This is a genomic window from Bartonella sp. HY761, assembly GCF_026743145.1.
GTDB lineage: Bacteria > Pseudomonadota > Alphaproteobacteria > Rhizobiales > Rhizobiaceae > HY038.
Map to the genome: position 1 here is coordinate 661,585 of NZ_CP104887.1, position 24,432 is coordinate 686,016.

Below are 24,432 nucleotides of genomic sequence, written 5' to 3' on the forward strand. Positions count from 1 at the left end.
AAAACGGCAGTTTATTTGCATATCTACTTATAACAAAGAATCGGATTGCTAGCATTACAATCCGCTTCAATGAAATAATGTACATTATTTAAAGCTTATAGGCCCGCTTGAACAAGGTGGCTTCAATAGCTTGACAAATAGTAATTGGATTAGCATTTTCAAGACTAGGCAAGCGTAAAAAAGGCAATTTAATTCCTAAAATCTCATAGCCTTCACTTGATGGGTAGCGTTCACCCTTACCTTCTAATTGGACAACAAGGTCAATGCGGGCTTTGTTTTGATGCTCAATTCTAAAAACTCCAGCACCGCGCACCTCAATTAGTCCTTTGATGGTATCAGGTGCAGTTGCAACCACCGTTTGTTCGTCGCGACTTAATAGCACATAATCATCGCTTACAAGCGCCGCACTGCGGTTGATAGATTCCGCCCATTCAATTAAGGCAAGTGCGATGGTCGATTTTCCCGAGCCTGATTGGCCTTTGATAATGACGCCATAACTGCCAAGGCGCAAAGCGCAGGCATGCATTAAATTGGGGTTATTCGTCGTCTCGTTCATGGTGTGGCTTTCCGTGATAGCCGGCAACTGGCAGCTTAATGATAAAGCGCGCGCCGAGCAGGTGGTCTTTACTGTTAGGGTCGATAATATTTTCAGCCGTAAGAGTGCCCTCATGGGCTTCGATAATTTGTCGGCTGATAGATAAGCCAAGTCCTGAATTTTGTCCAAAGGATTCTGCACCAGGTCGATCAGTATAAAAACGCTCAAAAATGCGCTCAATATTTTCCGCGCCAATGCCAGGACCATTATCTTCAACTGTCAGAATAATATTATGACCAGACATTTTCATTTTGATGCGGATAATACCATTTTCAACTGGAATAAATGAACGCGCATTTTCGATTAAATTTGATACCACCTGACCAAGGCGCAAATCATGGCCAGCAACAATATAGCGTTTATTGCCGCTTAATGGTTCAACATCAAACTCGATTTTTGCTTGCGTTTTATTTTTGCGCACTTCTCGTGCTGCTAACACAATACTATCAAGCAAAGTTTGAATATTTACCTCTTGTGATGCTTCACGTGCCAATTCTGCATCAAGTCGGGAAGCATCAGAAATGTCAGTAATTAAGCGGTCAAGACGGCGCACATCATGTTGGATAACCTCTAAGAGCCGACCGCGTGTTTCATCGGTTTTTGCCAAAGGTAAGGTTTCAACGGCACTACGCAGCGAGGTTAGCGGATTTTTTAATTCATGACTGACATCGGCGGCAAAACGCTCAATTGCTTCAATGCGCATATAAAGTGCTTCCGTCATATCGCGAATAGAGGTCGATAAATGTCCAACTTCGTCTTGGCGTGAGGAAAAATCAGGAATTTCGACCCGCTTATTGGTACCATTACGTACCCTATCAGCAGCGGCTGCTAATTTGCGCAAAGGTGTAGCTATGGTGGATGCTAAGAAGAGTGAAAGAACTAGCATGACAGCCGCAATCACCGCAAAAATCTTTAATATTCCCATGCGCTCGGCACGGACAATATTATCAATATCCGAGCCAACAGTTGATAGTAATAACACCCCAACAACCGTATGAGAACGCTGAATGGGCACAGCTACTGAAACAATTAACTCACCTTGGCGGCTGCGTCGCTGTGCGGTTGCGGGTGTTCCATCAATTGCTTTTAAAACCTCAGGATATGCCATGCCATTGCCGCCTGACATTTCACTATCTTGTGGAATATCATTACCGAAAAATATTCCTGATAGCCAATTTGAAAAACGCTCGTACCAAGTTTGGTCATTGTTAGAAATATTGGGTAGGCTGTAGCTTAAAACCTGCCCACTTGAATATAGTTGGCGTGAATCAAGCAAGAGATTTGCATCACGGTCATAAATGCGTGCTCTTGTGGTTGCTGGCGAAATAACTCGTCTTAATAGGGGTGATACACGTTCTGGATTAATTGGAAAATCCCAATTATCGCTACTGTCGCCATGGGCAAATAAACTTTCGCCTGCTTGCAACTCCATAAGTTTTTCTGGATCAATAAGGATTGAATTAGTATCCACGGTTGCAGATGCCGCAATAGCACCCGCAATAATTTTTCCTTGCGTTGTTAAACTATCAAGACGCGCATCTACCACCACATCGCGGGTTTGATTGAGTAGCATGATGCCAAACATTAACCCAACCAGAGCCGCAATGTTTAAAATCACAATTAGCATTGTAAGATTTGAAAATAGGACAAGCTCAAAAAAACGCTTTATGCGGCGCAAAAATCGCATGATTGGCGATTTTTTTGTACGCTTTGTCGTTTGGGCGGCGTTATTGCCATCGCCTATTTTTGCGTCCTCACTCATATAGCAAGAATGATCCTATTGGGTTTAAACCAGTTTATGCAGGTTGCTAACCAGTTTTTAAAATTAAATTCGGCTTAAATAGCTTTTAACACGAAGTAACCAAAGCGTAGGGTTCTAGCTATCTCGTTGGTGACATGGAAGCCATAGCCTATGGGCCTTAAAATATGATAGGCCATAGTGTCAAAATAAAAGTTTATTTTATGTTATTTGACACTATTGCCGGTTTTAATCAACCTTCGCGGAAACGATAGCCAACGCCATAAAGTGTTTCAATCATTTCAAAATTATCATCAACGCTTTTAAATTTTTTGCGCAAGCGTTTAATATGACTGTCAATGGTGCGGTCATCCACATAGACTTGATCATCATAGGCAGCATCCATCAATGCATCACGGCTTTTAACAACGCCTGGCCGTTGCGCTAGCGATTGCAAGATAAGAAATTCGGTAACCGTTAAAATAACCGGTTCGCCTTTCCACGTACAGGTGTGACGTTCCTGATCCATTACAAGCGAACCACGCTCAATCGATGAGCTTGGTTGGCCGCTTACTTTAGCAGCTTCCCTTGCGGCTGTACGACGCAAAATAGCTTTTACGCGTTCAACCAATAAGCGCTGTGAAAAAGGCTTGGTTATAAAGTCGTCAGCGCCCATCTTAAGCCCAAAAAGCTCGTCGATCTCATCATCTTTTGAAGTCAGGAACATTACAGGTAAATCAGATTTTTGACGCAAACGCCGTAAAAGTTCCATGCCGTCCATGCGCGGCATTTTAATGTCGAAAATAGCAAGATTAGGCGGGCGGGCCATCAAACCTTCAAGTGCTGAAGCGCCGTCAGTATAGGTTTCGACCTTATAACCCTCAGCTTCAAGCGCAATCGATACAGAAGTCAGAATATTGCGGTCATCATCAACAAGTGCAATAGTCTGGGTTGTGGTTGTTGCATCCTTCATAAGGCCTCGCTTTAAATTAGATACCATCTTTATTTAAATACCAAACTATCTAACCACAGTTGAATAGATTGGGATGTTTTGTATTTATTGTCATACTACCTAAATATAACTGCAAAAAACCAGTCAAATTTAAATTAGCATTATAGCGGCATTTAGGACATCTACTATAGGCTTAAAGTAGCTATCCAAATTTTACGCGATTATTATCTTGCTAATTTATTGATCCATTATGCCAAATTTAACATACATCATTTCATAAATTAGCAGCGTTAAAACCGTTCTCTGCTTTGCTCATGATTTAGGTTTATTTGAGCAAATTCTGTTTTTCCTCCGACTCACCTTAGAACAATTTGTAATTAGTTGAAGGGTAACGCATAAATTTTCGCCTTTTTTTCTATTACCCTTTTTGGGGGACAAATTAGGTACAAATTGTGGCAATGGGTAAAAATAGTTGATTTTTCAGATATATTTCACAAATTTTAGCCAAAAAATTGTTTATTAGAAAATAATAATTAATGGGATAAATAGCAATTTAAAAAATTTAAATTTCTTTTAAATCGATTAAAAGTTTGATCTATTTGATTTTTTCTGTCTTAAAGCGTTACGCCTTTTTTAAAAATGCGTTTTTAATGATGAATCATGCGGAGTTATTATGAAAGAGACTGGCATTTTCAACCCGTCCGCGTCTATCACTACAGCGGGACTTAAAGATCTTGGTAATGTTTATTACAATCTTACCCCAGCTTTGCTTTATGAAGAAGCAATTAGACGTCAAGAAGCAAAGATAACCGCTCAAGGTGCACTTGTTGCCTATACCGGTCAACACACCGGGCGTTCAGCTAAGGATAAGTTTGTTGTCCGCACCAGTGAGACAGAGTCTCATATCTGGTGGGAAAACAACAAACCAATGTCGCAAGAGCATTTTGATACGCTTCATGCTGACTTTATCGAGCACGCTAAGGGCCGTGATCTTTTTGTTGAGGATTTAATTGGTGGCGCTGATGAGCAGAACTCAATTCGCGCTCGTGTTACCAGTGAATATGCTTGGCATGCTCTTTTTATCCGCAATTTGCTTATTCGTCCTTATGAAAGCGAATTGAAAAATTTTGTGCCACAAATGACCATTATCAATCTGCCTTCTTTCCGTGCAGATCCTGTGCGCCATGGTTGCCGCAGTGAAACGGTTATTGCTTGTGATCTTACCCGTATGATTGTGCTTATTGGTGGTACATCTTATGCCGGTGAAATGAAAAAGTCAGTATTTACTGCCTTGAATTATCTCTTGCCAGCTAAGGGCGTTATGCCAATGCATTGCTCGGCTAATGAAGGTCCACATGGCGATACTGCTGTGTTCTTCGGTTTGTCCGGCACTGGTAAAACTACACTGTCAGCTGATCCATCACGCACCCTTATTGGTGATGATGAACATGGTTGGGGCAAGGACGGCGTCTTCAATTTTGAAGGTGGCTGCTATGCTAAAACCATTCGTCTTTCTGCCGAAGCAGAGCCTGAAATTTATGCAACAACGCAACGTTTTGGCACCGTGCTTGAAAATGTTGTGTTAAATGAGCGTCGCGAACCAGATTTCGATGATGGTTCACTGACTGAAAACACCCGTTGCGCTTATCCATTGCATTTTATTCCCAATGCAAGCCCAACTGGTCGTGGTGGTCAACCTAAAAATATCATCATGCTGACTGCGGATGCTTTTGGTGTTATGCCGCCAATTGCTAAACTTACCCCAGCACAGGCCATGTATCACTTCTTATCTGGTTATACAGCCAAGGTTGCCGGTACTGAAAAAGGTGTAACAGAGCCAGAAGCAACATTCTCAACCTGTTTTGGTGCGCCGTTTATGCCGCGCCACCCATCGGAATATGGTAATTTGCTCCGTGCTCTTATTGCTGAGCATAAGGTGGATTGCTGGTTGGTTAATACCGGTTGGACCGGTGGTGCTTATGGTACTGGTAGCCGCATGCCCATTAAGGCAACTCGTGCGCTTTTAACTGCGGCTCTTGACGGTTCGTTGAAAAATGTAACTTTCCGCCACGACGAAAATTTTGGCTTTGAAGTGCCAACAGCAGTTAATGGTGTGGATACTACTATCCTTGATCCGCGTTCTACATGGGAAGATAAATCTGCCTATGATGCACAGGCTAAAAAGCTTGCTGGCATGTTTGTTGAAAACTTTGGCAAATTTGCAAGCCACGTTGATGAAGAAGTGCGTGGTGCAGCACCCAAAGCATAAAATTTAAACGCTTTTAAAAGTAAATTTTATCAAAATAGCAATAGATCCAGTATGTCTTTTATAAAAGGCTTGCTGGATTTTTTTTGTTTTAATATAAAATGTTTTAATGTAATAGAACTGCGTAATTTTATGATTAGATAAAGGTGTTGGTTTATGAAAAAAGTGATAAACTTCGTAATATTATTAATTATTGTTGGTGTTGGGGCTGTTTACTTTACTTGGGGGCCAAATATTTTTTTTGGTGGTCCTAAAAATAGCGATATTATAGAGGTGACAAAAACAGTTATGATTGCCACATCAGGTAGTGAAGAAAAAAAGGCTCTCGTGGCAACAGCTAAAATTACGCCAAAGGGTATCTGCAATAAAATGGATAGCAAATTTGCTTGTGCCGTTAATATTAGTTTATCAGACGGGAGCAGTAAGGATTTTGTAGCTGTATTGCAAAAAAATGCTGCTGGAACTTGGGTTGCTGTAGATTAATATAATTAAAAACGATTGGTCCGTATATTTGTGGTAATCAATCGCTTATTCTATTAATTCATTAATTCTTTTGGCAAACATTTAAAGTAAAATTTAAAAGTGTTTGCCGATTGATGTTTTTTAAGCTAGGTAACATTGGTTTTATTTTTAATTTATGCTTTTGTTATTCCATGCGGAAAACATGTTGGTAGGAGTTGGCGGCAAGGCGCACCAGTTGCTCTTCTTCTGATGCGGTAATGCTAAGGCTTGGGCGGATGACAATGCCTGCTTGCGCAAATAATTCCAAAATTTGTTTTGCTTGTTGCTCAACTTCCACAAAGGCAACTTTGCTAGTTAGGTCGCCATGGTATGGCGCGGTGTCTGTTGTGCCTGCAATAAGATCAATTATCAGTAGTTCCGTTGGTGTTAGATAGTCCCCTTCTTGCCCAGCCTTGATTTCATTAATTTTATCAGCATGGGTAAAGAGGTCGAATAGGGCATTGATAAAGGGATAAATTCGCTCCTGCCGCAGATTGGCTGCCAAGCGATGCTCGATAATGGCTTGTGTTGGTTTGCCTTGTCGCCAAATGCGATAGGCTTCAATAATAATCTGTTCCCAGTAATAAAGATCGTGCACAAAGACACTCGGCATTTTTTTCTCCTATATTAAATGCGCCAACATAACGGCTTGCTTTATTTATTTGGTTTATCAATGAAGGCTTTTATTTGTTTTAAAAGAAGTAGTTTAATTATAATAATTAAAAATTTTAATTATTATAATAAAAATCTATATCATTTTATAATAAAAACCATTTGACGAAATAAAAACTATTTATATATTAAAAAATGTAAATTTTAAATAGAAAATCTTTTTAAAAGATTCTAGAAATACAAAATAGATTATTGGAATAGTTATAATTATTACATTTTGTGGTAATTATATTGATATTTATTACAATTAAAATGTATATCCATTTCACTTAATTCAAAAGATCTTACGCTTTTGAAAATTAATAATTGTGTAAAATTTGGAGGATACACTATGGCAAATCATAATACACGGCAGGAAACAGCGCATAAAGATACAGAAGTGCGCCAATTGGCGCGTTTTGTAACCCATGCCAATATTGATATGATGTCAGATACAGCCAAGGACGAATTAAAAAAGCGTATCCTTGACTCGGTTGGCGTTGCGATTGGTGCATTGGATGGTGAACCTATCCATATGATCCGTGAGCAATTGGAGGATTTTGGTGGTCGCCCCCTATCAACCTTGATTGGTGGTGGTAAAACCGCGCCGGATCGTGCAGCTTTTTATAATGGCGCACTCGTTCGCTATCTTGATTTTATGGACAGCTATCTTGCTAAGGGGGAAACCTGCCACCAGTCGGATAATCTTGGGGCGGTGCTTGCTGCGGCTGAATATAGTGATGCGAGCGGAGCAGATTTTTTAACCGCTATGGCGGTTGCCTATCAGGTGCAGGGTCGCCTTTGTGATGTGGCGCCAGTGCGTGCCAAAGGTTTTGACCACACGGTTCAAGGCGCCTATGCAGTTGCCGCAGGTGTTGCTAAAGCCTTAAAGCTTGATGATGAAAAAACCGCCAATGCCATTGCAATATCAGGCACTTGTAATAATGCCCTGCGCGTTACCCGCACTGGGGCTTTATCCCATTGGAAAGGGCTAGCCTATCCCAATACTGCCTTTATCGGCACGCATAGCGCGTTTTTAGCGATGCGCGGTATAACCGGCCCTGAAGAAGTGTTTGAGGGCAACAAAGGCTTTAAGGACGCAATTGCTGGACCTTTTACCATTGATTGGCAAAAGGAAAATCTTGAAAATGTCGTTCAGTCAATTATCAAAAAATATAATGCCGAAATACATTCGCAATCTTCCATCGAAGGTGCCCTTGAGTTGCAAGCTCGTGAAGGCTTTACCTGGGATCAAATTGACAAAATCGAAATCGACATTTTTGATGTTGCCTTTCACATTATCGGCGGCGGCGAAGAAGGCGATAAGACGATTATTAGAACCAAGGAAGAGGCAGACCATTCCTTGCAATATATGGTTGGTGTCGCCTTAATTGATGGTAATGTTTTGCCTGCCCAATATGATGATGCCCGTATTATTCGAGATGATATTCAATCCTTGTTAAAGCGCTTTGTTGTGCGACCAAGCAAAGAATATACCGATCGCTTCCCGCAAGAGGTAGCAACAACGCTTACTATTAGCTTAAAAGATGGCAAGAAATTTTCAATTGATAAAACTGATTATGAGGGCTTTCGTACCCGTCCAATGAGTTGGGAGACAGTTATTGCGAAATTTAACGGTCTTGCAACGCCATTTACATCTGAAAGGGCGCGCAAAGCAATCATTGATGCTGTGCAAAATATTGAAAAAATAAAGGTTCGTGAATTTACTGAGATTTTGGCGCATCTCAAAGTTTAAAGCATTTTTAAAAACCGCGCAGTGGTTTTCATTAAAATGCACGAACCAAAGAATCTAGAGCACGCCATTGCCCAAACGATAAGTGGGCGTGCTCTAGACAAAATTCCTAACTTAACTGCGTTGGTGGCCCATATTTAAGATTGAGTTTTATCTATCTATGGCCTGTGCGCGACTAATTTATAATTATTTTCTTTAAACAATGGAGTTTAATATGAGTGACAAGCCGCAATCTGATGTTTGGAAAAATCGTTCATTTCCGTTTGTACCAATGAATGATCGCGACCCAAAGCCGCGTAACAAGTCAATTACTGAAATTCGTGGGCCTTATTATGCCATGGTTACCCCAACCTATACTAAGGAATTATTACAAGGTATGGGGGAGCATGTCGATGGCTATAAATATGCCGGTGGTTCTTTCTCGCTCATGCCGGCAGATTATGTTCGCAAGATCAATCGCATTTGTCATGATCATGGTGTTTATGTTTCAACTGGTGGCTGGATTGAAAATGTTCTTGCCCGCGCACCAACGCAAATTGATGCCTATATTGAAGAATGCGTGCGGTTAGAATTTGATATGATTGAGCTGTCAACAGGTTTTATCCAGTTACCAACGCCCGATCTTATCCGGTTGATTGATAAGGTGAAGAAAGCGGGGTTGAAACCAAAGCCTGAAATTGGCATTCAGTTTGGGGCAGGGGGTGATACGTCTAAAGCCGAGCTAGAGGCGGAAGGCACGCGCGATCCGCAAATCTTGATTGATACTGCTAATGATTGTCTTAATGCTGGCGCTTCGATTATCATGATTGAATCGGAAGGCATTACCGAAAATGCTGATCCATGGCGCACCGATGTTGCAGCAAAAATCATGAAAAATGTTGGTATGGAAAATGTCATGTTTGAAGCTGCTGACCCTGAAGTCTTCTCATGGTACATTAAAAATTATGGTATTGATGTCAATTTGTTTATCGATCACAGCCAAATTGTGCAGCTTGAATGTTTGCGCCGTGGTATTTGGGGCACTAAGAGCACCTTTGGTCGCATTACCACATTCCGCTAATGGGCAAATGTAAATAGCTTAAATTAGCTTTTGAAAATGAAAATCCTAGGCTTGCCTTGCTTGCTTAGGATTTTTTGTTTTTTGCATGTTTTGGTTTTTATTTTCAAAAAAATGATAAAACTCTTTATAGATTATACATGTATCAAATTATGCAGTTAAACGTTGGTAATTTACCGGCGCGCTGGTAGGGCTTTTACCAACTAGCCCAAAGCGGCGTTCGCGATTGTGGAAGAAAGTCACAGCTGCAACAAGATCTTCAGGTTCAAACTCGGGCCACATTTTTTGAGTAAACCATAATTCAGCATAGGCGCTTTCCCATAGTAAAAAATCGGATAATCTTTGTTCGCCGCTGGTGCGTATGACAAGATCAACATCGCCAATTTCTCGGCTTCCGGTTAATGCTTGGTGAAAAAGGTCGCGGTCAATATCTTGGTTCTTATCAAGGGATTTTATGGCTTTTAAAATTTGGTCTCGTGATGAATAATCAATTGCTATGCGCATGTGCACACCGGTGCAATGGGCGGTTTGGCTTTCGGCATAATCAATTGCCAAAAGCAATTTTTCTGGAAGGCGCTCCCTCATGCCAATGACAGTAAGTTTGACATTATGGTTGATAAGGTTTTCTGTCTCAGCCAATAGAAACAATGTGAAAATCTCCATCATGGTTTCAACTTCTTGGGCCGGGCGCTTAAAATTATCCGTTGACATACCAAAAAGCGTTAATGTTTTGATATTAAGATATTTTGCATGGATAAATGCTTTGCGAACTGCTTCTGCTCCCTGATAATGCCCATAGGAACGCGGTAGACCTTGTCGTGATGCAAAGCGACCATTGCCATCCATGATAATTGCAACGTGGAGTGGTTTTTTGTTTTTAAAATCAATTAAGTCATGATGCATGATATTTACCTAACAATGAGTGTTTAATGATATTTTCAAAAAAAGAATATGCAAGATCTGCTCGGTGTATGAACCAAGAGATGATAATTTTAGTTATTTTATGCGGCTTATAGGAGATTAAGTGGGGGCGGGTTTTAAGCTTTTTGGAATGGTTTCACGGGCAAGGGCGGCATCGCGAATAATTTGTTCGAGTATATTGATGTAATCTAAAAAACGTTGTTGCCCTTCGCTCGTCATCTTGCAGGTGGTAACAGGGCGTAATTTATCAAAATATTTATCAATCTCAACCAGGCCTGCTTCTTGCAATACTTGTAAATGGCGGCTTAGATTGCCATCACTAAGACCACAAGAGTTCTTAAGATCGGCAAATTTCATGGCGCTATCATGGGCACTTAGAGAGGTTAGAATGGCAAGGCGCGCGCGCTCGTGAATGATTTTATCAAGATTTTCATAAGAAAACGGAGCAGATGATGAGTTAGGCATTTTTTTTACCCTTTGCTGTATAAAGTAAAAAGGCCATAAGACTTTGGGCGCAGCCAAAGGGTAAAGCCATAGCAAGTGGTGATAAATCACGCGATTGCACGGTGAAAATAAAAGTTGCAAAGCCCAAAACAACATAGGCAGCAGCACCAATGGCAAGCGATGGCGGTAAAATTCGCAATGCTGCAAAAAGGCAGCAACCAACCAACATCAACCATAATGGTGGTAACAACCAATATAGGTCTGGCGCATAAAAGGCAAAGGCTGTTAAAAGCAAGGCACCGATGATACCAGCTGGCAATAAATGGCTCATGGCGGCTAGCACCATTTCATCTGCCATGCCTTGATGGTGGCGTCTTGAGCGCGCAATCATTTCGCCGCCAACTAAAAGCGTTGCTATGATTGCTGTAACAATCCACGAGCTAAAAAAGGCAAAGGGTGTGGCCGCAAGTTGCGGAAATATATATTGCAAGCCGCCGGTGATAAAAGCCAAAATAGCAGTCAACGCCATTGTCATCGGTCCAAGCCCGCGAAATTCCTTTGTCGTTGCCATTTGTTGGCGAATAAAGGAAATATCGGCAAGTGCCTTATCAAGATCGCCCATGTTTACCCCGTCAAAAACTATTATACTAAGTTTGTCTATGCCTTATTGCAAAGCCTGTTTTTTAAAAAGTCGATGTTAGCAACTCATAAGCTATGGTAACTTTTTATTAAAGTGGACTTTGTATTACAAAGTACTTTGACTGATATTATTGGATTATGATTTAATTAAGGCGGCTCTATAAAACCTGTCGATTATTTGGTGAGGTCCATTGATGATTAGATTGGAGTACTGTTTGTAAGTCGATTCATCACAGCATAAATCCAAGGATAATTTATAAACTCACAAAGCAGTTTAGAATTATAAAAAAATACTAGACAATGTAATGTTATTACATTACTTAAGCAGTTAAATTGAATAAAAGCAAATATCCAAAGGCGATAATGGTTATGAAGCTGCCATCTTTGATGGTTGGCAACGGATGCTTTTGTACTTTTTCTTCTAATTCCGGTTTTTAAATTGTTTTGCATTGGAGTAAATAATGAACCAAGATTGCCGCTTACCAGTTACAGTTTTGTCGGGTTTTTTGGGGGCTGGTAAGACCACCTTGCTCAATCATATTTTAAATAATCAAAAAAATATGAAAGTAGCCATTATTGTTAATGATATGAGTGAGATTAATATTGACGCTGAGCTTATCCGCGCCGATTTAAGCGGCGATGAGGCAAGCAGCCTTTCACGTCTTGATGCGCAATTAGTAGAGCTTACTAATGGTTGTATTTGTTGCACCTTGCGTGAAGATTTATTAGTTGAAGTCGAGCGTTTAGCTAAGCAAAACCGTTTCGATTATTTGTTGATCGAATCGACTGGGATATCGGAGCCTATGCCGGTTGCGGCAACTTTTGATTGGCGTGATGAAGATGGTAAAAGTCTTTCCGACCTTGTACGCTTGGATACAATGGTGACAGTTGTCGATACTGCAAATTTATTGCATTATTACTCTAACAGTCAGCGTCTTGCGGATTTAGGTGAAACTGCTGGCGATAATGATGAACGTACTTTGATTGATTTATTGGTTGATCAAATCGAATTTGCAAATATTATTATTTTGAACAAAATTGATAGCGCCAGCCCAGAAAATCTTCAATTTGCTAAAACCATTATCCGCTCGTTAAATGCTGATGCTAAAATTATTGAAGCAAACTTTGGTGAAGTTGCACCAGATCAGTTATTAAATACCGGTTTATTTGATTTTGAAAAGGTAGCAGATCACCCACTTTGGGCCAAAGAGCTTTATGGCTTTAAAGATCATATTCCAGAAACCGAAGAATATGGTATTCGCTCATTTGTTTATCGTGCGCGTCGTCCATTTCATCCCCAAAAGCTACAAAATTTTCTTAATAGTTCTTGGCCAGGTGTTGTGCGTGCTAAGGGGTTTTTCTGGTTGGCAACACGGCCTGATTTTGTCGGAGAAATCAGCCAAGCCGGTGCGCAAATGCGGACCCAAAGATATGGGCGTTGGTGGTCGTCAGTGCCGAAAAATAAATGGCCCGAAAATGATCAATGGCGTGAGATGATGGCACAAAAAATGGACCCAATATGGGGAGATAGGCGGCAAGAAATTGTTTTTATCGGTTGTGATCCAATGGATGAAAAAATGTTGCGGATCTGTCTTGATGATTGTCTTATTGAAGAAGAAAGTCTTAATTTTGCACAATGGCAAAAATTAAATGACCCTTTTGCTCATTGGAGTTAATTTTTTGAGTTTTTCTTCCAAAACCGCATCACTTTTTGTTGATTTTTTTAGCCTTTGGTAACGCGACCTATAGTCTTTGCAAACTTGAATTAGGCCCTTGCAATACTTATATATTTTTAAATTATTAATAATATAAAAGGAGTGTTAAATGGCTGGTGGATGGACCGCAGATGGTGCAGTTCAAGAGCAAGTTGATGCAAGCCTTGATGATGCTTTACAGCTTGCACGACAGCGTTTGCCAAGTGGTGAAAGTGAGTATTTTTGCGTTGAGTGTGATGAACCTATTCCCGAAAAGCGCAGGCTTGCGTTAAAGGGGGTAAAGCTTTGTGTTGCCTGTCAGAGCGAACATGAAAAAACAAGCAAAATACAAAGTACTTATAACCGCCGTGGTAGCAAAGATAGTCAATTGAAATAGATCATATAAGGGCATTTTTGATAAAGGATAGTGTTCTTTTATTAAAAATGCCTTTCGTCTATTAGCATTTAGTATTCAATAAAATGGTGGCCAGTTGTTTATTATCTGTAACATTATTACAGTATTTATAAATGATGATTTCTAATATTGACATTGCCATTTTATCCATGACAAGCTGGGCATAGAAATTTGACTTTCATAGTGGAGGAAATCATGCAAGGTCCATATCCCGATACACTTCTGTTAATTGACAATACGTGGCGCGAAAGCGAAGGTAATAAGAAAATGCCGGTTATTGATCCGGCAACAGAAGAAATTATTGGCCAAGTAAGTGTCGCATCGAATAATGACCTTGAAGCTGCTGCACAATCTATCGCTAAGGGGTTCGAAATTTGGAAGAATGTTTCACCTTTTGAGCGCGCTAAAATTATGCGTAAGGCGGCGCAATTATTGCGCGAGCGCAGCCAACTTATTGCTTGGTTTATGACCCGCGAACAAGGCAAGCCTACCGCGCAAGCCAAGATGGAAGTAATGGGCGCTGCCGATACTATCGATTGGTTTGCTGAAGAAGCGCGCCGTACCTATGGACAGATTATACCTGCACGCAGCACCAATGTAACCCAAATGGTGATTAAACGCCCTGTTGGACCCGTTGCAGCTTTTACGCCTTGGAATTTTCCAATTAACCAAGTTGTACGCAAATTATCCGCCGCCTTAGCTGCAGGTTGTAGTATTGTTATTAAAGCACCAGAAGAAACGCCGGCTTCTCCTGCTGCCATGATCAATTGTTTTATTGATGCTGGTGTGCCAGCAGGTGTTATCGCACTTGTTTTTGGTGTGCCTGCGCAAATATCAGAGTTCTTTATCGCTCATCCAGCTATTGAAAAAATATCATTCACTGGTTCAACTGCGGTTGGCAAACATCTTGCAAGCCTTGCTGGGCAACATATGAAAAAAGCGACGATGGAGCTAGGTGGACATGCGCCGGTTCTTATTTTTGATGATGCTGATATTGATATTGCTGTAAGTACAATGGCGGCGTCCAAATTCCGCAATGCAGGTCAAGTATGTGCATCGCCAACTCGTTTTATCGTGCAAGATAACGTCTATGATGAATATGTTGAAAAATTCACCTTGGCTGCAAAAATGATGAATGTCGGCAACGGTTTAGAACAAGGTGTCGATATGGGACCGCTTGCCAATGACCGGCGTATTCCAGCTATGGAAAATATGTTGCAGGATGCAACTTCAAAGGGTGGTAAGGTTATTTTAGGTGGTAAGCGTATTGGTAATAAGGGCTATTTTTTCGAGCCAACGATCATTACCGATGTGCCAACTTCTGCCGAAATCATGAATGAAGAACCTTTTGGCCCGATAGCAATCATTAATCGCTATAAAACGGATGATGATATGTTTAACGAGGCCAATCGCCTGCGTTATGGGCTTGCATCTTATGCCTTTACCAAATCCGCAGCACGTGTCCATGCGCTGGGCAGTTTGGTTAATGCAGGTATGACCAGTATCAACCATAATGGCCTTGCCCTGCAAGAAGTTCCATTTGGCGGTATACGCGATTCCGGCTATGGCACAGAAGGTGGCTCGGAGGCTATAAACGCCTATCTTGATTTGAAATTTGTAACTGTTGCGGTTTAAATATTCATGAGATATTTCAGCGAGAGGTGCGAATCCCTTTCGCTGAAGCTTTCATTCTAGCTTCTTTTGAGTGAATTTTGAGGCGTTGAAGCATGTTTTTCTTTGCTACACTTAGATTTACACGCTTTCAAAACAAGTAAATATTTAATGGAATTATCCAAAATAGATATATTATAAATTATCTTATTAATTTTCCATTGTGCCTTTGTAAAAGGCTAGCTGTCTAATATATTGAAATTAAATAGTAAATTCTATTTTATTTGTTGCTATATCAGCGCGTTAACTAAAAATCCATTTTTCCTTTTAAAATACATGCATAAGTTTGATTAAGGCTGTAAACTGGTAAAACAATTTTTGAACCAGGAATGATCACTATGGCAGCTCCGCATGCTTTTTTGGATATTTTAGCAAATCCGCAAGTGCGTGATGCATATCTTGCCGGCCGCATTTCTATTATTTTATCAAGCGATTTTGAAACTATTCTTTGGGCAAATGGAGCTGGTGCTCATTTTTTAGGTTTTCGTACCGTTGCAGATTCAATTGGTGTTGATAGTGGTTTTGATAATTTAACTCGTTTGCAAATTGAAAACGGTTTAGCCACAAAACGTGGTGTAAAAATTGGTGGTATCCCTGCCGCACAGTCTTTTTTAATTAATGCAATAGACATGGAGCATTTAGGGCAAGTGGTCTTCTTGCGTTCAATCGCAGCCGTTGCCTCTGATGCAGGTTTTGTAGATTTAACCAATGGTTTGGGAGATGAATTTACTGAGGCTGCAGTTTTAGATGTTTCGGGCAATATTTTGAGTGCAACCAAAGGTTTTCGACCCGATTTTGTTGTTGATGAAGATTTGATGGCACTGCTGCATGAAGCGCAATCGGGCGGTGGTGTAAAGAAGCGTTTGCTTAAAAATTATTCAGATATGCCTGTCGGGGTATTGGAACTCAACAAACAGCCCGCAATTTTTTTACTCATTGCGGCAAAGCCCAATGGTGATAATGACAATGCTGACAAAGATGAAGTAAAACAGGAATTTGTTTTTGATGTAACGCGCTTTCCATTGCAATTTGCGTGGCAGCTTGATGAAAATAATTTTTTTATTGATGTTTCTCCGGAGTTGGAAACTGCTGTTGGTCCCCGCTTTGGAGATGTTATTGATAAATGTTTTACAAGCCTCGCCAAAGAATGGAATATGGATAGCAATGGAGCGATGCGGGCTTTATTAAAAAGCCATAAAGCCTGGTCGGAACGTAAGATATATTGGCCTGTTGAAGGCGGTGAAAGTCGGGTTGAAATTGAATTTTCAGCCTTGCCAATTTATTCGCGGGATCGTGAATTTAGTGGCTATCGTGGTTTTGGTATAATAAATGAAGCAAAAATGACAGTAAAAGAAGAAGGATTGAACCTTGCACGCAATCGTGGCCCAAAAGGTTTAACCGCGCAAGAGCATGAAGCATTTACAATAATAGCCCGTAAATTGAAGGCTGATATTCTTGCCGTTGAATTACCAAGAAATCTGCGCCAAGCCAAAAATGATGAATATTTAAAAGTATCTTCGGCTAAACCACGCTCTAGCGAAAAAGAACTGGGTGCTGATGAGGGGATTATCGCTGACGAAAATAATCAGCCCATAGTCTTCCAACCATCGCAGGCTAAACAGACGAATGCTATTATTGACAATATTCAAATTAGCAATAAGCAAGACAATAATAACGACCAGCAAGAGGTTGCTTTAATTGGTACTGACAAAGTTATAGATAATTTGCCGGTAAATATTGAAGAAAAAATTGTTGCGCCATCAAAGTTAGATGTTGATGGTCTAGAAGATAGAGAAGAAAGTGATAGCAATACACATCATGATGTTGAGGACAGTGAAATTGCCCTTGATGATCAGCCATTAAACTTGCCTGAAGCTATTGAGCAAGAAGATAAAGTTTTGCCAGCTCTTTCAACTTTGCCAACGCTTGATGAAGAGTATGGTTTTTCAAATGATGACGAGCCAGACACGCAAAACAGTGATTTGGCCATTGACGCCTTACTTAATCATTATGATAGTAATATATTATCAGGGGCTAGCTCTATACAGTTAAAAAGTACTGATGTGTTGCCAAAATTGCCTGAAAGGGTAATCAATCCGCAAAAAAACAACTCGCCCAAAACGTCTCAAATGTCTAGCGAAGATGATTTGGTGATGGCGACATTGCCCGATGATGATCTTGAAACAGCATTGGAGCAAGAATGGGCTGATGATGATTTGATTACTGAAACATCAAAAGACAGGCTTGATGTAAAAAAATTGGAAGATATAGAAGGCGATGAAGATGGGGAAATTCTGGCCGAAAAATCACCAGATGCCAAACAAACATCCGATCTTCCAGAAGCCAAAAACCTTGTAGAGCAAAAAGCTGAAATCAACGATCACGATACAAAAAGCCAAGATACAGAAAACCAAGTTACAGGACAGAAGAGCACTGACTTGGTTGATAGTGACGATGATGGTGATCTTAATGTCGTGGTTGAAGCAAAGGATCACAATGAGGAGGAATTGGGCACTATAGACGAAAGCGATGAAGAGGAAGCGCCGCAAACTATTGAGGAGGCCTTGGCAGCTTTACGTCGCTCGCTGGAAGCAAATGGTATTGAAGCAATAGAACCGCGTGAAGAGCAAGACCTTAATTTTTGGGATGACAGTGCTATTGAAGAAATCGAGCTTGATGATCAGTCGAAAAGCAATGCCTTTGTTGAAGATATTTCCCCCAATATTGATGAGCTAATGCGACAAGCAACTTTCTTAGATGAAGACAATCAATCAAATTCCTCTTCTTTACCGATATTGGGCGAAGATATTGGATTGGATGAAAGGGCAGGGGAAAGCCCATATCAATATCCAGAGCATGACAGCAGCCCATTAGCGCTTGAAACTGAAGAGAGCGATATACCAGACGGACATCGCAGCCGCTTAAATCTACGTCCTGCCGAAAAGCTCGAAATATTTGGTGCGGGTGCATTGGATGCTGGTAAGACTTCACAGTCTCCCCATGATACAGCTTTGCCTATTATACCTTCTCCGCGTATCGAATTTACATTGCTACAGCATTTACCTTTACCCATTCTTATTTATCGTGATAATCGGGTTCTATTTGCAAGTGACGAATTATTGCGCTTAACCGGTTTTCCAACCCTTGATTCATTTAGGGCACACGGGATTTTATCAGTTATCTTACGGGAATGGTTGCCGCGTAATATTCTCATTGGTAGTAATGATCAGATCTGGTCAGTACGTCCGCAAATGCGTGGTGTTACTTGGGCAGATGGCCGTGAAGCTTCAATGATTTCTTTTGGTAATCTTGAAAAACAAGATTCTATTGATCGGGAAGATTTTGAGGCTTTGCAGCGTAAAGCAGTGGAATTATCAATATTATTGAATTTAATTTCAGATGGCGTTCTTATTGTTGACGATACTGGACTTATTCATTCGGTCAATGAAGCGGCGCAACGCATGCTTGGTTTTGATGCTGATGAAATTAAAGGGCGCAATTTTGTCCAGTTCTTTAGTCCTAAAAGTGTTGATATGGTCAACCAATATTTCGATACGGTTAAGCAAAGTAATGATAAGCCCCCTTTTGGTGAGGGCTACGAGTTTGAGGCAAAGCGCAGTGATGGCGACGCCATAAGCCTATTTGTAAGTTTTGGAAAAATGGAGCTCGATGAGGGCTATTTCCTTATGCTGCGTGATTTAAGTGTTATCCATTCCGCTGCATCTGAGTTGGTGGTCGCACGCCATCAAGCAGAGGAGGAATCTTTGCGTAAATCGCGTTATCTTGCCTTGGTAAGTCATGAAATTCGCACGCCGCTTAACGCGATAATAGGTCTTTCTGAACTTATTTTGGAAGAAAAATTCGGCTCTCTTAATAATGATCGCTATCGCGGTTATTTGCGTGATATTGTCAATTCTGGTGGCCATATCATGACACTTATCAATGATTTGCTTGATGCAGCTAAAATTGCTGAAGGGCGTACCACAATTGATATTCGTAATGTTTCAATTGTGCCTATTTTAAAAGAGGTTTTGGGGCTAATGGCGCCGCAAGCCAATACGGGTCGCATCATTATGCGCTCAAATATAGCTCATGACTTGCCCGATATTGCTGCTGATAAACGTTCTGTAAAGCAGATAATTCTTAATCTCTTGTCCAATGCTATTCGGTTTACACCGCCAGGTGGTCAAATTATTATTTCAGCCTTGCGTCATGAAAATGCCGGTGTATTATTGCGCGTTCGTGATAGTGGTATTGGTATGAGTGAAAACGAAATGGAAGAAGCAATGCTGCCCTTCCATCAAATTTCACGCCCCTTACAAAATGATAGTATCGATGATAATATTGATCGTGGCACAGGCCTTGGTTTACCGCTAACTAAGGCATTAGCAGATGCTAATAATGCGCGTTTTAATCTTTATTCTGAAACTGGTAAAGGCACCGTTGCCGAAATTGTTTTTCCATTGGCGGTTAATCGCCTTGATGATGAACCAATGGATAGTTAAACTATAGGGAGCTAAAAATTAGTAGCTCCCTATATTAGTTTTGACCCTAGTCACGCAAGCGGGTAATAAGGCTTGATGTATCAAAACGGTTATTGCCGGCGCGCTGGATGTCAGCATAAAATTGATCAATCAAAGCAGTGATTGGCAAGGTTGAGCCATTATTTCTTGCTTCATTAAGACAGATGCCTAGGTCTTTGCGCATAAGATCAACCGCAAAGCCAAAATCAAATTTATTGTCGACCATGGTATTGCCACGGTTTTCCATTTGCCATGAACCAGCAGCACCCTTTGATAAGACTTCGATCACCGATTTCATGTCAAGTCCGGCATTTACGCCAAATTGTAAGCCTTCCGATAGGCCTTGTACAATGCCCGCAAGACAAATTTGGTTGACCATTTTGCACAATTGACCAGATCCGGCCGGCCCCATAAGCCGCACTGAAACCGCATAGCTGTCAATTGCCTTTTCAATCTTTTCATATATTGCTTGGTCACCGCCACACATTACAGTAAGTTTGCCATTTTCTGCGCCAGCTTGGCCACCAGAAACTGGTGCATCTATAAAGTTAAGCTCACATTTTTGCGCTTCCTCATAAAGCTTGCGCGCAACCTCTGCAGAGGCGGTGGTATGATCAACAAAAATGGCCCCTTTGTTCATTGCTTTAAAAGCCCCATTGTCACCAAGGGTAATTTCAATAAGATCCTTATCATTGCCAACGCAAGAAAAAACAATATCTTGTCCTTTGGCGGCCTCAGACGGTGTATCAGCACTCTTACCTTGATAGGTGGTGACCCAATGGTCAGCTTTGGTTTTCGTGCGATTATAAACAGTCACCTCATAACCAGCTTTTGCCAAATGCCCGGCCATAGGAAAGCCCATGACACCAAGCCCTAAAAATGCAATTTTTTTCATACCCACTCCCTATAGAACTCTTTTTCAAATTAAGGCAATATCATGCCCTATTCATTTTTATACTTCAAATAAAATAATCCTACACTATTTTCGAAAACACTTAAATTAATTCTTTGATATTACAGTAAATTCGCGCGTTGAACAATTCTATATTTATTGAGTAATACACATGTGTTTTCTAAATTATTTGTAATGTTTACTTTATTTTGAACAAATTTTGACAAAATTTCACCTTGTTTAGAGGGGTTAAAAATAACGCTATTGACATGACAATGTTTTTACTTTTGTAAAAGATGATAAATTAAATCATGTTATCTTGGCAGAGGTATTGGAAAGCTATGAAATTGAAAGCAATGTTAAGCGGAACGAGCTGTCGGCGTAGATTGGCGTCTATTTTGTCTGTTCTAACTATTTCTACTTCAGCAATCGTATTAGCAAGCCCAGCAATTGCGCAAACCACACCAGCACAAAGCCGTACCACACGCCATACCAATGCACAGCAAGTTGCCGAAACTGTAGCAACACAGGGCGAAACAACACAAACAGCAACAAGTGAAGAAGCAAGCGATGAAAATGCTTCAACGCGTTTGCAAACCGTTGTTGTAACTGCAACCGGTTTTGAGCAGACGGTTAATGATGCCCCTGCAAGCATCACGGTTATTCCGCGAGAAGAGCTTGAAAAAGGATCATTCCGCGATCTAGGTGATGCGTTGCGTAATGTTCAAGGCGTTGCCGTGACTGGGTCGGCTGCTGAGCAGGATATCTTTATCCGTGGTCTTCCAGGGGCCTATACACTCATTTTGGTTGATGGTAAAAGACAAAGCACTCGTGATGCTCGCACCAATGGTAATTCTGGTTTTGAGCAAAGCTTTGTTCCACCAGCTGGCGCTATTGAGCGGATCGAAGTCGTGCGCGGGCCTATGTCCTCGCTTTACGGCTCAGATGCCATGGGCGGCGTTATCAATATTATAACCCGTAAAGTTCCAGAAAAATGGACCGGAACAATAACGGTTGATGGTACGGCTAACCAGCATAGCGAATATGGTAATAGTGCGCAGGTAAGTTATTATGCTGCTGGTCCCTTGCAGCCTGATGTAATAGGCTTGCAATTATGGGGGCGTGGCATGGGCCGCGAGGAAGACGCAATTGTCTCTGGTACACCAAAGAAAAAAGAAATTGATATTACTGGCCGCGTCACGGTTACTCCCAATAAGGATCACGACTTAACCTTTGAAGCTGGTACAACAAAGCTGAAGCGCTTTAGCACAGTTGGCAATAATATTGAACGCTCGGTCAATAATAATCGCGCCGCTGTTGATACCTACAATCTAAATACGCGTGACCATTTATCTTTTGGTTACACTGGGCGCCTTGGTTGGACAACTGCAGAGTTTTCAGTGCTTCAAGAAACGGCTAAGCGTGAAAGCTATACTTGGAATAATAATACGCAAGATTTCGTTGCTAATTTACGTGCGCCAACTATTCGCAATACTATTATTGATGGCAAATTCACCACACCGTTCAGCCTAGCGGGTAACCATACACTTGTTACCGGCGCTCAGTACATTCGCAATGATTTAACCGATCAAAACCCAGGCTTACGCACTGCGCAAGATGAAAAATTTGACGTGACACAATGGGCATTGTTTGGTGAAGATGAATGGTGGATTAGCAATTCATTTTCAATAACCGGTGGTTTGCGTATGGATCACCATGAAATTTATGGCACCCATTGGAGTCCACGTGGTTATGCAGTTTGGCATGCAACTGATAATATTACTTTAAAGGGTGGTATCTCAACTGGTTTCCGTGCTCCTGAAATACGTCAAATTGCCCCTGGTTATGCTTATACGACAGGTGGCGGCAATTGTTTTTATGGGCAAAAGCCGCCAAGTGGCCGCGGTCGTTGCGGTGTTATTATCGGTTCAAGCGGTTTGCAACCAGAAAAGAGCACATCTTATGAATTTGCAGCCCTATATGACAATCTTGAAAACTTACAGCTTGGTGCAACTTATTTCTATACAGATTTTAAGGATAAGATAAGCAACCAACAGGTTGTTGATGCAAATGGTAATCTTGCTGAATGGTCGGTAGATCCAAATTATGTCTTGTGGGAATTTATCAATATTGACGATGCGGTTATGCAAGGTGTGGAATTAACTGGAACTTGGTCGCCAATTGAAGCTGTTTCTTTGCGTGGAAATTATACCTACACCCATTCAGAGCAAAAAACTGGTGATTATAAGGGCTTACCACTTGCTCGTACACCAGAACACATGGGTAGTATACGTGCCGATTGGCATACACCGGTTGACGGGTTAGATGCTTGGGCTGGCGGTAATTATCATGGTAAGGAAACCAATGCTGGTTTGCGTATTGGTGCAGCTGGAACGGCTGTTCTTCGTAATGGCCAAGTGGTTGCCCGTGAATATAAGGATTATTTCACCTTTGATATTGGTGGCAGTTATAAGTTTAGTGACTATGTTTCATTAAATGCAGCAGTTTATAATCTTTTTGATAAACGCGTCAGTGTTGACGAATTTAATAATGTGGTTGAAGGCCGGCGCCTTTGGGTGTCAATGACGTCCAACTTTTAAATTAAATAGCGGGTAAATTGGTAAATATACTGCAATACTTTGCTAATTTACCCGTAAATCAAAAAAATAATGAACCCTTTGTCCGTAAATGTTAAAAATATAGGTTAAACTTAATTGCGTAAAATTTTAACACTGTTTGGCTCATGCATGCTGACGACATTGGTCATGCAACCATGTTTTGCGCAAAGTGAAAAGGTAACAGCTAATCACAGCGAAGCATTGAATATGGATATTCGTCATTTTGATATAAAAATTACGCCAACCAATAATGCATCGCGTTCGATAGATACGGAAAAAGCTGATCTGGAAAGCTATCGCATCTTTGTCGCTACTCCCAAACAGTCAGCGCCGCAAGATGGTTGGCCAGTCGTTTGGTTGCTTGATGGCAATATGACGTTTGATTATGCGGTCAAAAATAAACCAGAGGCGATTATTGTTGCTATTGGTTACCCATTAGACAATAGAGACGAAATCGTAACGCGGCGCTATTATGACCTCACCGAAAAGGCAGGGCCTGAAAATTTCCCACATAGGGAGGGAAAAACTCCACCCAATACAGGTGGGCGCGCTGCATTTAGCCGTTTTATTATGGATGACTTACGTCCATTAATAAAAAAGCAATATAATATAAATGATAATCAACAAATTTTATATGGCCATTCCTTGGGTGGATTATTCGTTTTACATGAAATGCTAGATGGTCGCCAGCGTTATAATATTTATTGCGCCGCAGATCCGTCCATTTGGTGGAGTAAGCATGGCATATTAGAACGTTTTAAAGCGGAACCATTATTTGCTGATACGAATAATAATCAAAAAACTTATCTGCTTATTTCTGCTTCGGGTAAGCGTGCGCAACGAGCGCAACTATCGCCCGAGGAAGCCAAAAAACTTGCAGAAACCCGTGGTGGTCCCAATGGCAAATATGTGTTTGATTTATTGAAACAATATCCATTTATAGAAGAAAATTATCAGCTTTATGAAAATGATAGTCATGGCACCATGGTTGAGCCATCGGTTCATGATTGTTTGAAATTTGCCAAAATCAAGCTCAATAATGATTAAAGGTCGATTTTAAACTGGGTAAAAGGCTTCAGTAAAATTGCATAAGGCTTTTGAA

18 protein-coding genes are annotated in these 24,432 nt (G+C 40.9%); 10 read left to right on the forward strand and 8 right to left on the reverse strand.

The window, feature by feature from the left end:
* Positions 1 to 88 precede the first annotated feature (88 nt).
* From N6A79_RS02700 to N6A79_RS02710, 3 genes are all read right to left on the reverse strand, one after another.
* Positions 89 to 556: an HPr kinase/phosphorylase gene (locus N6A79_RS02700; RefSeq protein WP_268546881.1), complete on the reverse strand. Its 468-nt coding sequence runs from the start codon at positions 554 to 556 to the stop codon at positions 89 to 91.
* Positions 537 to 2,357, reverse strand: a complete 1,821-nt coding sequence (locus N6A79_RS02705) for a stimulus-sensing domain-containing protein (RefSeq protein WP_442784243.1) — start codon at positions 2,355 to 2,357, stop codon at positions 537 to 539. Before N6A79_RS02705 ends, N6A79_RS02700 begins: the two co-directional genes overlap by 20 nt.
* A gap of 229 nt (positions 2,358 to 2,586) precedes the next feature.
* On the reverse strand, positions 2,587 to 3,306 hold the full coding sequence (locus N6A79_RS02710; RefSeq protein WP_182418788.1) for a response regulator transcription factor: 720 nt from the start codon (positions 3,304 to 3,306) through the stop codon (positions 2,587 to 2,589).
* Between the two features lie 652 nt (positions 3,307 to 3,958).
* Here N6A79_RS02710 and N6A79_RS02715 point away from each other — a divergent pair.
* Both N6A79_RS02715 and N6A79_RS02720 read left to right on the forward strand, forming a co-directional pair.
* Positions 3,959 to 5,554: a phosphoenolpyruvate carboxykinase gene (locus tag N6A79_RS02715; RefSeq protein WP_268546882.1), complete on the forward strand. Its 1,596-nt coding sequence runs from the start codon at positions 3,959 to 3,961 to the stop codon at positions 5,552 to 5,554.
* A 153-nt stretch (positions 5,555 to 5,707) separates the two neighbouring features.
* Complete coding sequence (locus tag N6A79_RS02720) at positions 5,708 to 6,034, forward strand: hypothetical protein (protein ID WP_268546883.1); 327 nt, start codon at positions 5,708 to 5,710, stop codon at positions 6,032 to 6,034.
* Between the two features lie 163 nt (positions 6,035 to 6,197).
* Here N6A79_RS02720 and N6A79_RS02725 read toward each other — a convergent pair whose 3' ends face one another.
* Positions 6,198 to 6,665, reverse strand: coding sequence for a hypothetical protein (locus N6A79_RS02725; RefSeq protein WP_268546884.1), 468 nt, complete (start codon positions 6,663 to 6,665; stop codon positions 6,198 to 6,200).
* A gap of 390 nt (positions 6,666 to 7,055) precedes the next feature.
* Between N6A79_RS02725 and N6A79_RS02730 the strand changes: the two genes are divergently transcribed.
* The gene (locus N6A79_RS02730) at positions 7,056 to 8,459 is read left to right on the forward strand and encodes an MmgE/PrpD family protein (RefSeq protein WP_268546885.1); all 1,404 of its coding nucleotides are present in this window, start codon (positions 7,056 to 7,058) and stop codon (positions 8,457 to 8,459) included.
* 211 nt (positions 8,460 to 8,670) lie between these two features.
* The gene (locus tag N6A79_RS02735) at positions 8,671 to 9,516 is read left to right on the forward strand and encodes a phosphosulfolactate synthase (protein WP_268546886.1); all 846 of its coding nucleotides are present in this window, start codon (positions 8,671 to 8,673) and stop codon (positions 9,514 to 9,516) included.
* 147 nt (positions 9,517 to 9,663) lie between these two features.
* Here N6A79_RS02735 and uppS read toward each other — a convergent pair whose 3' ends face one another.
* From uppS to N6A79_RS02750, 3 genes are all read right to left on the reverse strand, one after another.
* The gene (uppS, locus tag N6A79_RS02740; protein WP_268546887.1) at positions 9,664 to 10,416 is read right to left on the reverse strand and encodes a polyprenyl diphosphate synthase; all 753 of its coding nucleotides are present in this window, start codon (positions 10,414 to 10,416) and stop codon (positions 9,664 to 9,666) included.
* 117 nt (positions 10,417 to 10,533) lie between these two features.
* Positions 10,534 to 10,899 (reverse strand): winged helix-turn-helix domain-containing protein, encoded by a 366-nt coding sequence (locus N6A79_RS02745; protein ID WP_182418795.1) that lies wholly within the window; start codon positions 10,897 to 10,899, stop codon positions 10,534 to 10,536.
* Positions 10,892 to 11,500 carry a hypothetical protein gene (locus N6A79_RS02750; RefSeq protein WP_182418796.1) on the reverse strand — a complete coding sequence of 203 codons (609 nt, stop codon included), beginning with the start codon at positions 11,498 to 11,500 and terminating at the stop codon, positions 10,892 to 10,894. The genes N6A79_RS02745 and N6A79_RS02750 overlap by 8 nt, the downstream gene beginning before the upstream one ends.
* Positions 11,501 to 11,978: 478 nt before the next feature.
* Between N6A79_RS02750 and N6A79_RS02755 the strand changes: the two genes are divergently transcribed.
* The 4 genes from N6A79_RS02755 to N6A79_RS02770 all read left to right on the forward strand — a co-directional run bounded on the left by N6A79_RS02755 (position 11,979) and on the right by N6A79_RS02770 (position 19,802).
* Entirely contained in the window at positions 11,979 to 13,193 is a 1,215-nt protein-coding gene (locus tag N6A79_RS02755) for a GTP-binding protein (RefSeq protein WP_182418797.1), read from the forward strand.
* Positions 13,194 to 13,341: 148 nt separating this feature from the next.
* A complete protein-coding gene (locus N6A79_RS02760; RefSeq protein WP_268546888.1) occupies positions 13,342 to 13,608 on the forward strand; it encodes a DksA/TraR family C4-type zinc finger protein in 267 nt (88 codons plus the stop codon).
* A gap of 213 nt (positions 13,609 to 13,821) precedes the next feature.
* Positions 13,822 to 15,261, forward strand: a complete 1,440-nt coding sequence (locus tag N6A79_RS02765) for an NAD-dependent succinate-semialdehyde dehydrogenase (RefSeq protein ID WP_268546889.1) — start codon at positions 13,822 to 13,824, stop codon at positions 15,259 to 15,261.
* A 374-nt stretch (positions 15,262 to 15,635) separates the two neighbouring features.
* The gene (locus N6A79_RS02770) at positions 15,636 to 19,802 is read left to right on the forward strand and encodes an ATP-binding protein (RefSeq protein ID WP_268546890.1); all 4,167 of its coding nucleotides are present in this window, start codon (positions 15,636 to 15,638) and stop codon (positions 19,800 to 19,802) included.
* A gap of 46 nt (positions 19,803 to 19,848) precedes the next feature.
* Here the strand turns inward: N6A79_RS02770 and N6A79_RS02775 are convergent, their stop codons facing one another.
* Entirely contained in the window at positions 19,849 to 20,715 is an 867-nt protein-coding gene (locus N6A79_RS02775; protein WP_262079805.1) for an NAD(P)-dependent oxidoreductase, read from the reverse strand.
* Positions 20,716 to 21,068: 353 nt separating this feature from the next.
* Between N6A79_RS02775 and N6A79_RS02780 the strand changes: the two genes are divergently transcribed.
* Positions 21,069 to 23,312 carry a TonB-dependent receptor domain-containing protein gene (locus N6A79_RS02780; protein ID WP_268547530.1) on the forward strand — a complete coding sequence of 748 codons (2,244 nt, stop codon included), beginning with the start codon at positions 21,069 to 21,071 and terminating at the stop codon, positions 23,310 to 23,312.
* 147 nt (positions 23,313 to 23,459) lie between these two features.
* On the forward strand, positions 23,460 to 24,377 hold the full coding sequence (locus N6A79_RS02785; protein WP_268546892.1) for an alpha/beta hydrolase: 918 nt from the start codon (positions 23,460 to 23,462) through the stop codon (positions 24,375 to 24,377).
* The last annotated feature ends 55 nt before the right edge of the window (positions 24,378 to 24,432 follow it).